Annotated in this window: 8 protein-coding genes; 1 reads left to right on the plus strand and 7 read right to left on the minus strand. The window is 70.2% G+C overall.

The genetic code is table 11. The features are described 5' to 3' along the window. On the plus strand, positions 1-666 hold the full coding sequence (locus tag OIE75_RS10420) for a TetR/AcrR family transcriptional regulator (RefSeq protein WP_307017862.1): 666 nt from the start codon (positions 1-3) through the stop codon (positions 664-666). A 10-nt stretch (positions 667-676) separates the two neighbouring features. Here the strand turns inward: OIE75_RS10420 and OIE75_RS10425 are convergent, their stop codons facing one another. From OIE75_RS10425 to OIE75_RS10455, 7 genes are all read right to left on the minus strand, one after another. Further along, a complete protein-coding gene (locus tag OIE75_RS10425; protein WP_307011568.1) occupies positions 677-1,030 on the minus strand; it encodes a 5-carboxymethyl-2-hydroxymuconate Delta-isomerase in 354 nt (117 codons plus the stop codon). Positions 1,031-1,079: 49 nt separating this feature from the next. Further along, complete coding sequence (pulA, locus tag OIE75_RS10430) at positions 1,080-6,497, minus strand: pullulanase-type alpha-1,6-glucosidase (RefSeq protein ID WP_329470454.1); 5,418 nt, start codon at positions 6,495-6,497, stop codon at positions 1,080-1,082. Between the two features lie 133 nt (positions 6,498-6,630). Next, the gene (locus OIE75_RS10435; RefSeq protein ID WP_329470455.1) at positions 6,631-8,001 is read right to left on the minus strand and encodes an alpha-amylase; all 1,371 of its coding nucleotides are present in this window, start codon (positions 7,999-8,001) and stop codon (positions 6,631-6,633) included. A gap of 144 nt (positions 8,002-8,145) precedes the next feature. Continuing rightward, the gene (locus OIE75_RS10440) at positions 8,146-9,840 is read right to left on the minus strand and encodes a glycoside hydrolase family 13 protein (protein ID WP_329473963.1); all 1,695 of its coding nucleotides are present in this window, start codon (positions 9,838-9,840) and stop codon (positions 8,146-8,148) included. Positions 9,841-9,959: 119 nt separating this feature from the next. Beyond that, the gene (locus tag OIE75_RS10445) at positions 9,960-10,871 is read right to left on the minus strand and encodes a sugar ABC transporter permease (protein ID WP_329470456.1); all 912 of its coding nucleotides are present in this window, start codon (positions 10,869-10,871) and stop codon (positions 9,960-9,962) included. Between the two features lie 13 nt (positions 10,872-10,884). Next, a complete protein-coding gene (locus OIE75_RS10450; protein ID WP_125492391.1) occupies positions 10,885-11,889 on the minus strand; it encodes a carbohydrate ABC transporter permease in 1,005 nt (334 codons plus the stop codon). Between the two features lie 106 nt (positions 11,890-11,995). Beyond that, a complete protein-coding gene (locus OIE75_RS10455) occupies positions 11,996-13,267 on the minus strand; it encodes an extracellular solute-binding protein (protein ID WP_307011576.1) in 1,272 nt (423 codons plus the stop codon). Between the last annotated feature and the right edge of the window lie 112 nt (positions 13,268-13,379).

Consider the following 13,379-nt stretch of genomic DNA (forward strand, 5'->3'; position numbering starts at 1 on the left):
ATGGGCGTCGAGGAGCGGCGGCAGCAGTTGATCGGCGTCGCGCTCGAACTGTTCAGCCGCCGCTCGCCGGACGAGGTGTCCATCGACGAGATAGCGTCGGCCGCGGGCATCTCACGCCCGCTGGTGTACCACTACTTCCCCGGCAAACTCAGCCTGTACGAGGCCGCGTTGCAACGTGCCTCGGACGATCTGGCGGCCCGGTTCGTGGAGCCGGCGGAGGGTCCGCTGGGGGCCCGGCTGCTGCGGGTGATGGGGCGCTACTTCGACTTCGTCGAGGAGCACGGGCCCGGTTTCTCGGCCTTGATGCGCGGCGGTCCGGCGGTTGGCTCCTCGACGACCAACGCCCTCGTGGACTCCGTACGGCAGGCCGCGTATGTCCAGATCCTTTCGCACCTGGACGTCACGGATCCGCCCGCGCGGCTGGAACTGGTGGTCCGCTCCTGGATCTCGCTCGCCGAGTCGACGGCCCTGATCTGGCTGGACGGGCGCCGCATCCCGCGCGCCGAACTGGAGACGCAGCTCGTGCACGACTTCGCCGCGCTGACGGCGGTGAGCGCCGCCCACGACGAGGAGATGGGCGCCCTGCTGCGCCGCGTCATCGAGGCCGAACCGGCCGACGGCCCGTTCGGGGACCTGGTCGGCCGGCTGATCGCGCCGGCGTCCTGAGGCCCCTGTCTCAGACCTCGGCCTTGCGGTAGGACGGGTCGAGATCGCGCACCTCGGCCGACAGGTGCAGGGTGACGCCGTCCCTGGGCGGGACGTGCTCGCGGAGCAGCTCCACCACGGCCTCGGTGAGCTTCGCCTTGGCCTCGTCGGAGCGTCCGGCGAGCAGCGCGATCGAGACGTCCACGATGGCGTGCCGCTCCCTCTCGCCGCCGACGACCTCGTCCTCGCTGCGCAGGACCCGCGTCTTGCACGCCTCCAGCCGCGCGGCCACCGTCTCCACGATCACCGGGTGCAGGGCGACCGCGAACTCCTCCCAGTCGACGTCGTCGAGAAACGGGGAACGGTCGATGGTGATCTGCGGCATGGGCGCTCCTGTCTACGGCGGACAGGAGCACCCTAACCGCAGCCCTCCGCTAGCCCGCGCGGGTGAAGACCGCCACCGTGCGCGCCGGGACCGTGAAGGTCCCCGACGCCTTCGCGTAGGCGGCGTCCCGGACGACCGGGTCCGCTCCGGACGCCTGGGCCGGGTGCAGCCGGTAGCCGGTCCCGGCCGAGCCGCTCAGCCGCTGCCGCTGCTCCTGCGGGGTGGCGTTGAAGACGACCACCAGGTCACCGAGGCGCATCGTGATCACGCCGGGTGTCTCGTCCTTCCCGGAGAGCGGGAAGGAGAGCCGGGACTGCACCTGGCCCGCCGTGGCGAGCGAGAAGTCCTGCTCGCCCGTGCGGATCTTCAGCAGGTCCCGGTACGCGGCCGAGGCGCCCGTGATCTGCGGGCAGCCGACCCCGACCGAGCCGAGGAGCGGCTTGGCGTACGGCCACTTGTCCTGGTTGTCGGCGGCCGGCGGCAGCCCGCGTCCGAATCCGTTGCCGTCGGCGCAGTTCCAGTGGACGGCGTTGAACCAGTCCCCGCTGTCGTAGGAGTTGCGGTCCAGCGACTTGGAGCGCAGCAGGTCGGTGCCCGCCTGGGAGAGCGCCGGGCCCTGCGAGAGCGCCGCGGTCGCCATGGCGAGGACCTGCATGCGGGCCCGGTCGGCGGCGGACGTGTCCTTCGGCAGCTTGAAGGCGAGCGCGTCGAACAGGGACTCGTTGTCGTGCGCGTCGGCGTAGGCGAGGGCGTCGCCGGGTGCCGCCGCGTATCCGGCGGGGGCGCCGTTGTAGTCGACCTCGGAGCCCTTGACCTCCTTGCCGCCGGTGTCGGTGAAGCGGTATCCCGCGAGGTTCCCGGAGAGGCCGACCTTGATCAGGTCCTGGTAGTGCAGCAGGCGGGCCTTCTGCTCGGCCTCGGTGCCGTTGGCCTCCGCGGAGTTGGGGTCGGTGAACAGACCCGAGGCGAAGCCCTGGACGCCGGGGTCCTCGTCGAAGGGGCCGCCGCCGCGCACGGCGTCGCGGGCGCGGTCGGAGAAGGTGGCGACGCCGGTGCCGGCCATGTTCTTCTGGGTGGCCTGGGTGAAGCGTGCGTCGTCGGCGACCTCGCCGAAGTTCCAGCCCTCGCCGTACAGGATGATCTTCTTGCCGTCGACGCCGTCCTTCTTGAGGGTCAGCGCGTCGAGGGCCTCGCGGACGGCGAGGATGTTGGCCTTCGGGTGGTGGCCCATGAGGTCGAAGCGGAAGCCGTCGACCTTGTACTCCTTGGCCCAGGTGACGATCGAGTCGACGACCAGCTTGCCCATCATGGCGTTCTCGGTGGCGGTGTTGGCGCAGCAGGTGCTGTTCGCGACCGATCCGTCGGCGAGGAGCCGCTGGTAGTAGCCGGGCACGATCCGGTCGAGGACGCTCGTCCTGGCCTGACCGCTCGCCGCGGTGTGGTTGTAGACGACGTCCATGACGACCCGCAGCCCGTCGTCGTTGAGGGCCTTGACCATCTTGCGGAACTCGACCGTGCGGGCGGTGCCGTCCGGGTCGGTGGCGTAGGAGCCCTCGGGCACCGTGTAGTGGTACGGGTCGTAGCCCCAGTTGTAGGCGTCCTCGGCGGCGGCCCGGGCCACGCACTCCTGCTGCTTGTCGGAGTCGGCCGGCAGCGCGGCCAGGTCGCAGTCGACGGTGGCCTGGTCGGCCTTCTTCTCGGGGATCGTGGCGATGTCGAAGGCCGGCAGCAGGTGGACGTACGAGGTGCCGGCCTCGGCCAGTTCGCGCAGGTGCTTCGAGCCGTCGCTCCGCTTGTCGGTGAAGGCGAGGTAGGTGCCCCGGTGGTCGGCGTCCGCCGTCCGGTCCGCGACGGAGAAGTCACGGACGTGCAGTTCCTGGATCTGGGCGTCCCTGAGCGGCACGGCCTCGGGCTTGTCGTAGCCGGTCCAGCCGCGCGGGGCGAGGTCGCGGTCGGCCAGGTCGACGACGAGGCTGCGCTCGGAGTCGGTGGTCAGGGCGAGCGAGTAGGGGTCGGTGACCTTGTTGGTGACGACCTCGCCCGCCTCGGGCGCCCACACCGTCACGGCGTACCGGTAGGCCTCGCCCTTCCAGGAGCGGGGGCCGGTGACGGACCAGACGCCGGAGTCGTCGTCGCGCCGCATCCGGACCGTGCGGTCGCCGATCTCCAGCCGCACGCTCTGCGCGGTCGGCGCCCACAGGGAGAGCGTGGGGCGGCCGTGCCGGAAGGTGGCGCCGAGGTCGGCCCCGGTCGCGTCGTGCGCGTACAGGTCGTCCAGCGCGCCGGCGATCTGCACGCCGGTCGCCGCGAGGACGGCGCCGGTGGCGGCGCGCTGGGCGGCGACGACCTGGCCGCGCAGGGCCTCGCGGACCCGGTCGCGGTCGCGCGGGTCGACCGACCAGGCGGCGTACTCCTTCAGGTGCGGGTACTTCGCCTTCTGGGCGTCGGTGAGGGCGGTCTTCGTGAGGCGGAGCCAGGTGGCCTCGTCGTCGCCGGTCAGTCTGCCGTTCGCGGCCTTGACCGAGCCGGTGCGGGAGGCGAGCAGCTGCGAGGAGGCGGCGCCCTCGGCACCGTTCCAGGCGATGGTGTTCCGGTCGATCCAGACCGCCTTGGAGGTGGCGAGGTCGACGGCCGCCGCCGAACCCGCGGGCTGTGGCAGCAGGTACTTCTCCTGGCCGCTCAGCAGCCACACCTCGTGGCCGTGGGCGGTGAGGTCCAGGGCCTGGTCGGTGGGCAGGTCCTTCTCGTCGCCCTTGTGGATGATGTAGCTGAGGCTGGTGGCGCCCTCGGTGAGCGGTACCTCGAAGACCGCGCCGTAGGAGTCGGTCCTCACCGGCCGGAGCGGTTTCGCCCAGTCGGTGGGGTTGGCGGCGCCGCTCCAGACGTGCAGGCCCCAGCCGTCGTAGTCCCCGTCGGCGCGGTGGTAGTTGAGGACGGCCTTGGTCTTGTCCTGGGCCGGGAGGTCGGGCCGTTCGGTGACGACCTGCTCCTTGCCCTGCTCGATCCAGACCTCGCCCGTCCGGGTGACGTCGATGGTGCGGTCGGCGGCGACGTCCTTGTTGCCGTCCTTGTCGACGACGAGGAAGTCGACCTCGCCGGCGCCGGGCTTGAGCTTGACGTAGGCGAAGGCGCCGTAGGCGTCCCGGCCGATGAAGGGGTGGCTGTCCGGCCATTCGGTGGCCTCACCGTCGGCGAGGTCGCCCCAGGCGTACAGGCCCCAGTCCTCGTAGTTCCCGTCCGCCCGCTTGTAGTGGACGATCGCGTGGTCGCGGGAGGCGGCGGTGGGCGGCTCCTCGACCGGCGGGGTGCCGGTCGTCGAGGCGGCCATGGCGCTCGCGGTGCGGCCCGCCGAGTCGACGGCGACCGCCTTGTAGCGCAGGGCGGTCCCGGCCGGGGTGTCCTCGCCGACGGTGTGGGTGACCTTGTAGGGGGCGTGGTCGGCGGAGCCGAGGGTGCGCCACTCGCCGTCGCCGGTCTGGGCGGCGAAGACGACGCGGTTGAGCTGTCCGCCCGCGACGTCGGCGGTCAGTTCGACGGTGCCGGTGGCGCCGGGGCCGGGGGCGGTGAGGGTGACCGTGGGCTTGGTGGCGGGCTCGGCGAGCCGGGCCGCGGCCTTGAGGACGACGGCCGACCCGGCGGGCACGGTGACCGTGACCTTCTTGTCGGCGCCGGACCTGGCGTCGTCGTCGGTGCCGTAGAGGGCGCGGAAGGTCATGTCCGCCGAGCCGGTGGCGAAGGTGGCCGTCCTCGCCTCGTCGGCGTTGTTGAAGGCGACGACGTACTCGGTGCCGCGTGCGGCGTCGGTGCGCGAGAAGGCGTAGACGCCGGCGCCGTCGGCCGCGTAGCGCTCGGTCTGGACGCCGTCGGCGAGGGCGGGGTGGGCCTTGCGCAGCTTGGCGAGGGTGCTGATCTGCCGGTACAGCGGCGCGTTCGGGTCGTAGGCCGATTCGGCGTGGGTGCGGTCGGTGCCGAGCTGGTCGTCGTCCAGGTAGTCGGCGGTGCGGGAGGCGAACATCGGCTGGCGGGCGTCCTTGTCGCCGCCCGCGCCGGTGAAGCCCTGCTCGTCGCCGTAGTAGACCACCGGGTTGCCGCGGCTGAGGAACATCAGCTCGTTGGCGAGCCGGTCCTTCCTCAGCAGTTCGGCGTCGGTGGCCTTCGGGTCGTCCTGCCCGAGGAAGGTGCCGATGCGGCCCATGTCGTGGTTGCCGAGGAAGGTGACCTGCTCGTACGCGTTGGCCTTGTCGGTCGTGTACTTGTAGTCGTCGCCGAAGACCGAGGCGAGCTTCTGTGCGCTGCCGCCCTGGGAGGCGTACGCGCGGGCCGCGTCCTGGAAGGGGAAGTCCAGCGTGGAGTCCAGGCGGCCCTCGGTGACGTACGGGGAGGTGACGGAGGTGTCGGCGGAGTAGACCTCGCCGAACATGAAGAAGTCGTCGCGGCCCTTCTTCGCGGCGTACGCGTCCAGCGCGGTCGCCCACTGGGTCCAGAACTCCATGTTGACGTGCTTGACCGTGTCGATGCGGAAGCCGTCGATGGCGAAGTCCTTGACCCACCGCTGGTAGATCTTCTCCATGCCGCTGACGACCTCGGGCCGCTCGGTCCACAGGTCGTCGAGGCCGGAGAAGTCGCCGTACGTGGTGGACTCGCCGGCCCAGGTGGAGTCGCCCCGGTTGTGGTACATCGCCGGGTCGTTGAGCCACTGCGGAACCTTGAGGTTCTTCTTCGTGGCGGGCACGGTCGGTGTGCGCGGGAAGGAGCCGGTGTCCACGCGGGGGAACCCGCGGTCGCCGTCCGCGTAGTCGGCGTCGTCGAAGGGCTTCCCGTCCTCCGTCAGGTAGGGGAAGGCGCCCTTGGAGAGGTAGTCGTACGACTTCTCCTCGTAGTCCACGACGTCGGCGGTGTGGTTGGTGATGACGTCGAAGAAGACCTTCATGCCCTTGGCGTGCGCCTTGGAGACGAGGTTCTTGAGGTCCTGGTTGGTGCCGAAGTGCGGGTCGACCTGGGTGAAGTCGGTGATCCAGTAGCCGTGGTAGCCGGCCGAGGCGTTCTCCCCCGTGCCCTGCACGGGCTGGTTCTTGAAGAGGGGCGCCATCCAGATGGCGGTGGTGCCCATGCCCTTGATGTAGTCGAGCCGGTCGGTCAGGCCCTTGAGGTCGCCGCCCTGGTAGAAGCCCTTGTCGGTGGGGTCGTAGCCGGTCGCGAGACGGGAGCCGGTCAGGCCGCCCTTGTCGTTGCGGGTGTCGCCGTTGGCGAAACGGTCCGGCAGGACGAAGTAGAACTGCTCCCGGGTGAGGTCGTGCCGGGCGTCCGCCTTCGCGAGCCTCGCGTCGGACGGGGGCGCGGGCGGGGTGTCGGCCCGCGCGGCCAGGGGCGGGAGGAGGGCTGCGGCGAGCGCGGTCACGGTGACCGCCGCGACCCGTCTCACTCGTGCGGTGCGGCGCGCGACAGGCACCGGCCATCTGGGTATCACGGGCGTGAACTCCTTGTGCTGACGGCTCGATCGGGTCCGACCCCGGCGTGACCGTAGCGCTGCCGCAAGTCTTGCGGCAAGGGTCGTGAAAGTACCGGTAAGAATTTTCACGACCCTTGCCCATGAGGCGGGTTCAGCAGCCGGACCTGCCCGCGTACAGGGCGAGCGCGGTGTGGGCGCCCAGCGTCGCCGTGAACTGCCCCGAGCCGTTGACGCTCACGGGCTTGCCGCTCTGTACGTCGCAGTACGTGCCGGCGGGCAGCGACGTCTGGTAGGTCCGGTTCAGCGCGCCGGACTCGTGGTTGACGGCGACGAAGCCCTTGCTGCCGCGCCCGAAGGCGATGGCGTCGTTGCCGTTGTCCCACCAGTTCGTGACCGCCTGCCCCCGGGTGGCGTTACGGAAGGCGACCATCGACTTGATCTCGGGCCAGGCGTGCTGGCACTTCCAGCCGTTCTGCCAGCAGGCGTCCACCCGTCCGCCGTTGGGCGGTCCGGCGTCGGCGTTCGACCACTCGTAGCCGGAGTTGACGTCGGGGGCGCCGTAGGGCCAGGCGAGCATGAAGACGTTGGCCAGGGTGTAGGTGGCGTTGTCCTTGTAGGTGAGCGTGGAGCCGTTGCGCTCGGTGTCGTGGTTGTCGACGAAGACGCCGGAGACGCCGCTGCTCATGTACCCCCAGCCCTCGCCGTAGTTCTTCAGGTAGGCGAGGTTCTCGTTGTTGAAGACGCGCTTGAGGTCGTAGGCGTACCGGAACTCCTGGACGTCCCCGGTGCCGGTGTACTCGCTCGGCTGGACGGCCTCCCCGGCGCCGAAGATGGCCTCCTGCTTCCAGTACACGCCCGGATTGCTCAGCCGCGACTTGATGTTGGCGAGGTCGGCCGCCGGGATGTGCTTGGCCGCGTCGATCCGGAAGCCGTCGACGCCGAGCGAGAGCAGGTCGTTCAGGTACCCGGCGACGGTCTTGCGGACGTACTCCTCGCCGGTGTCGAGGTCCGCGAGGCCGACCAGTTCGCAGTGCTGGACGTTGTAGCGGTCCTGGTAGTTGGTGATCTGGGAGCGGCAGTCGTCGAAGTCGGGCGACGAGTAGAGCCCCGGGTAGTCGTACTTCGCGTACGTGGAGCCGCCGGTGCCGGTGCCGCCGCCCGCCGACATGTGGTTGACCACGGCGTCGGCGACGACCTTCACACCGGCCGCGTGGCAGGTGTCCACCATGCTCTTGAACGCGGCCCGGTCCCCGAGCCGCCCGGCGATCCGGTAACTGACGGGCTGGTACGAGGTCCACCACTGCCCGCCCTGTATGTGCTCGGCGGGCGGCGAGACCTGCACGTAGCCGTAGCCGGCGGGGCCGAGGGTGCTGGTGCACTCCTTGGCGACGGAGGCGAAGTTCCACTCGAAGAGGACCGCGGTGACGTCCTTGGCGCCGGGCGGGGAGGCCTGCGCTCCAGTCGGGGTCATGACAACGGCAGCCGCGAGAGCGACGGCCGCCGTGAGGAATCTGCGTGCCATGTGGGGGTTCCTTCTTCTTTGAAGGCTCTTGCTGCAAGCTTCAGCAAGATTGCGGGTGACGCAGATGGTAGAGGCCCGCCGCCCGAAAGGGCAGCGGGCCGTACCAACTTCAAAGAAAAAAGCCGTTCGCCGAGCGGCGGCCCGTCAGGCCGTCGTCCACCACACGGTCGTGTCCCCCGGCACCTTCGCCTCGCCGTCCGCCTCGGTGACCTCGCCGCTGGACAGCAGCAGGCGGCCGAAGGCGGGGACCGTCACCGACTCGCCGGTGGTGTTGGCGACGCACACGAAGCCGCCGCGACGGAAGGCGAGGACGCCCTCGGGGGCGCGGAGCCACTCCACCGCGTCGCCCGCGCCCAGGTCGGGCTGGTCACGGCGGGTCGCCAGTGCGGCGCGGTACAGCTCCAGGGTCGAGCCGGGCTCGCCGGTCTGGGCCTCGACGCTCAGCTCGGCCCAGCCCGCCGGCTGCGGGAGCCAGCTGCCTCCCGCGCCGAAGCCGTACGACGAACCCGTGCGCGTCCAGGGGATCGGCACCCGGCAGCCGTCGCGGAAGCCGTCCTGGCCGGCGCCCCGGAAGTAGGCCGGGTCCTGACGTACCTCGTCGGGAAGGTCGACGACGTCCGGCAGGCCCAGCTCCTCGCCCTGGTAGACGTAGGCCGAGCCGGGCAGGGCCAGCATGAGGAGGGTGGCGGCGCGGGCGCGGCGCAGGCCGAGCGCGCGGTCGCCGGCCAGGCGGATCTGGGTGCCGAGGCCCGCCGGGTTGGCGAAGCGGGTGGCGTGGCGGGTGACGTCGTGGTTGGAGAGGACCCAGGTGGCGGGGGCGCCGACGGGGCGCATCGCGTCCAGGGTGCGGTCGATGACCGTGCGCAGCTCCTCGGCGTCCCAGTGGGTGCCCAGGTACTGGAAGTTGAAGGCCTGGTGCAGCTCGTCGGGGCGGACGTAGTTCGCGGTGCGCTCGACGGTCGGGGTCCACGCCTCGGCGACGAAGATCCTCTCGCCGCTGTACTCGTCGAGGATCAGCCGCCACTGGCGGTAGATGTCGTGGACGCCGTCCTGGTCGAAGAACGGCATGACATCGTTGCCCAGCAGCTTCAACTGCTCATGGGATCCCAGGTCCGGCAGGCCCTGCGCCTTCACCATGCCGTGCGCCACGTCGATGCGGAAGCCGTCCACGCCCATGTCCAGCCAGAAGCGCAGGATGGAGCGGAACTCGTCGCCGACCGCCGGGTGCTCCCAGTTGAAGTCGGGCTGCTCGGGCGCGAAGAGGTGCAGGTACCACTCCCCCGGCGTGCCGTCGGGCTCGGTGACCCGGGTCCAGGCGGGCCCGCCGAAGATGGACTCCCAGTCGTTGGGCGGCAGTTCGCCGTTCTTCCCCTTGCCCGGGCGGAAGTGGTACCGGTCCCGGGAGGGGGAGCCGGGGCCCTCGGCGAGGGCGCGCCTGAACCACTCGTACTGGTCCGAGGAGTGGTTGGGGACCAGGTCCACGATGATGCGCAGGCCCAGCCCGTGGGCGTCGCGGATCAGCGCGTCGGCGTCGAGGAGGGAGCCGAACATGGGGTCGACGGCCCGGTAGTCGGCGACGTCGTACCCGGCGTCGGCCTGCGGCGAGGCGTAGAAGGGGCTGAGCCACACGGCGTCCACGCCGAGGTCGCGCAGGTACGGCAGACGGGTGCGGACACCCTCCAGGTCGCCCATGCCGTCACCGTTGCTGTCGGCGAAGCTGCGCGGATACACCTGGTAGATGACCGCGTCCCGCCACCAGTCGCGGCGCCCCGCGACGGTGGCCGTGGCGGAGGAGGTGACGGAGGTGGGGGCCGGTGCGGCGGAGTGCTGCTGGCTCATGGCGTCCTTGGTGTGTAACAGGGTTCTGGTCATGGAGGCATGGGTGGGGGACGAGGCGGCCGGCCGCGGTGCTGCGGGGTCGGATGGGCACCGCGGCCGGACGTTCTCCCGGTCGGGCGTCAGCCCTTCGTGCCGCCGGCGGTGAGGCCGGCCACCAGGTTCTTCTGCACGAGGTAGAAGAAGGCGGAGACGGGTATCGCCACGAGCACGGCGGTGGCCGCCATCAGGTGGCGCTGCGCGTCGTGTTCGCTGATGAAGCTCTGCAGGCCGACCGCGAAGGTGTACTTCGTGTCGCTGAGCATGAACGTCGAGGCGAAGGCCACCTCGCCGAAGGCGGTGATGAAGCTGTAGAAGCCGGCGACCGCCAGGCCCGGCCGGGCGAGCGGCAGGATCAGCCGGAAGAAGGTCCCGAACGGGCTCAGACCGTCCACCCGTCCGGCCTCGTCGATCTCGAACGGGATGGTGTCGAAGTATCCCTTGAGCAGCCACGCGCAGTACGGCACCGCGGTCGAGCAGTAGACGAGGACCAGACCGAGGTAGCTGTCGACGAGCTGGAGGTCGGACAGGATCTGGTACATCGGCACGATCAGGACGGCGATGGGGAACATCTGGGTGACCAGCAGCACCCACATCAGCTTGCGGTAGCCGGGGAAGCGCATCCGCGAGACGGCGTAGCCGGTGGTGGCGGCGACCATGACGCCGATGACCGTGGTGCCCAGCGAGACGATCAGCGAGCTCTTCAGCCACTCGAAGAAGTTCGTGTGCTGGAGCACGAACGCGTAGTTGTCGAAGGTCATCTTCGACCAGATGCGCCCGGGGTGCAGGTAGTCGTCCTTGTCCGGACCGAGGGACAGGTAGACCAGCCAGGCGACCGGGAAGAGCGCGATCAGGCTCGCGACGGTCAGGATGCCGTGGGAGGCGGCGCTCGCGGTACGGCTTCGTTCGCCGCGCCCCCGGGCCCGGGGCGGCTTCGCCGCGGACTCGGTGACCTGCTCGGCGGGCGCGGTGGTCGGCACTGCGGTCGTGCTCATGGTGGCTCCTGCCTCAGATCGCGAGCTGCTGCTCATTGCGGTTCAGCCAGCGGCGGTAGAAGGAGGTGAAGACGATCAGGATGGCCAGCAGCAGGATCCCGTACGCCGCGGACTGTGCGAAGTCGCGCGGCTGCTGCCCGAAGCCGAGGTGGTAGGCCCAGGTGACCAGGATCTGCGCGTCGGGGGCGGAGTTGCCGAAGAGCAGGAAGATCACGGCGAACTGGTTGAAGGTCCAGATGATGCCCAGCAGGACGACGGTGGAGCTGACCGACCTGAGCCCGGGCAGGGTGACGTACCGGAAGCGCTGCCAGGCGCTCGCGCCGTCCATCTCGGCCGCCTCGTAGAGGCTGTTGTCGATGGACTGGAGGCCGCCGAGGAGCGAGACCATCATGAACGGCACACCGCACCAGGTGTTCACCATGATCGCGGAGAACCGCTGCCAGAAGGTGTCCTCCAGCCACGCGGGCGTCGGCAGGTGCAGCCAGTCGAGGGCCGAGTTGATGATCCCGGCGTCGGCGAGCATGAAGCGCCAGCCGAAGACGGTGACGAAGGTGGGCACGGCCCAGGGCAGGACCAGCAGCAGCCGGTAGAAGGTGCGGCCGCGCAGGTTCTGGTTGAGCAGCAGCGCCAGACCGAGCCCTATGAAGAAGTGCAGGCCGACGCAGACCGCCGTCCAGACGATGGTCCAGATGAAGTGCGACCAGAAGCGGTCGTACGCCGTCGGGCCCCACAGGATGTCGGCGTAGTTGTCCAGGCCGATGAACTTGTAGGTGGCCTCGATCTCGTTGACGCCGATCGTGCGCGCCGTGTTGAGGCTGTTGGCGTCGGTGAGGGTGAGGTACAGGCCGTACCCGAGCGGGTACAGCACGAGGACGCCGATCACGACGGCCACCGGCGCGATCATGGCGTAGGCGTACCAGTACTTCTGGTAACCGTCTCTCAGCCGGCGGCCGAGGCCGGGCCGCGGTGTGCGGTCACCGCGGCGCTTGCCGGTCGCGCGGTCGATGGTGACTGTCATGGTTCGGCACCTTCGGGAGCATCGGGCTGGTCGGGACGATCGAGGGGTACGGCGCACAGGCCGCCGGGTCCCCTCCCCCCACGCGGGGGACCCGGCGGCCGCGGACTCACTTGGAGAAGTCCGGCACCAGCTTGGCGATCGCGGCCTCCGCGTCGCCCAGCCCCTCGTCCAGGGACTTCTTGCCGCCGGCGATCTGCGGGAGCTGCTCGTCCAGCGGCGCCCACAGGGAGCCGTACTCCGGCAGCGCCGGGCGCGGCTGGGCGGCGGGCAGGACCGTCTGGTAGCCGGCGATGCCCGGGTCGGCCTTGACCTTGTCGGTGTAGGCGTCGTCGCGGGTCGGCAGCGTGGAGTTCTTCAGGGCGATGGTCTCCTGGGACTTCGCCGAGGTCATGAACTTCACGAGCTTCAGCGACGCCTCCTGGTGCGCCTTGTCCGAACCGGCGTAGACCGACAGGTTGTGGCCGCCGGTCGGGGCGCCCGCCTTGCCGGTGGAGCCGGCCGGGACGGTGGCGATGCCGAGGTTGTTCTTGTCCTTGAACGCGGAGCCCTTGTAGAAGTTGGTGATCTCCCACGGGCCCTGGACGATCGAGGCGACCTTGCCGCTGACGAACGCCTCCTGGATGTGGGCGTAGGCGTCGGCGGTGGTGTCGGCCTTGTGCAGGCCCTTGCCGTCGAACAGGTCGAGCCAGGTGCCGTACGCCTTCTTCGCCGCGGGCGAGTTGACGGTGACCTTCTTGCCCTCGGCGTCGACCGTGTCGGTGCCCTCGCCGAAGAGGAAGGGCTGGCCGTAGTAGCCGGCCGTGGAACCCCAGTAGCCGTCGGCGCCGGTCTTGTCCTTGATGGTGGCGGCGGCCTTCTTCAGGTCGTCCCAGGTCTTGGGGGCCTCGACGCCGGCCTTCTCGAACAGTTCCTTGTTGTAGACGAAGGCGAGGGTGTCGGTGACCAGCGGCACGCCGTACGTCTTGCCCTCGTACTTGGCCTGCTCGATCAGGTTCGGCTGGAACTTGTCCTGCTCGGCGAGGGCCTCGGTGCCGTCCAGCGGCAGGAAGAAGCCCTTCTTGGCGAAGGCGGGGGTCCAGCCCACCTCGGAGCGCAGCACGTCGGGGGCACCCTTGGAACCGGCGGCCGTGTCGAACTTGTTCTGCGCCTGGTCGAAGGGGACGTTGACGAAGTTGACCTTGACGTCCTTGTTGGCGGCCTCGAACTCCTTGACCAGGGCCTTGTAGGTCGGCGCCTCGTTGGTCGCGTTCGAGGTGTCCCAGTAGGTGATGGTCACCGGTCCGCCGGACTCGCTGTCGCTGTCGCCGTCCCCGCCGCACGCCGTCGCCGCCAGGGCGAGGGACGCCACCAGCGCGGTGGCCGCTATGCCACGCCGCATGAGTTCTCCTTGAGGGTGAAAGCCCGTGTGGTGCAGGGTGCGGGCCCGTCCGCCGCTCCTGCCGCTGCCGACCGCGTCGTTGCTGCCGTCGGGCGACGTGAACGTAACAGCG

It is taken from the genome of Streptomyces sp. NBC_01723 (genome assembly GCF_036246005.1).
Classification (GTDB): Bacteria; Actinomycetota; Actinomycetes; order Streptomycetales; family Streptomycetaceae; genus Streptomyces.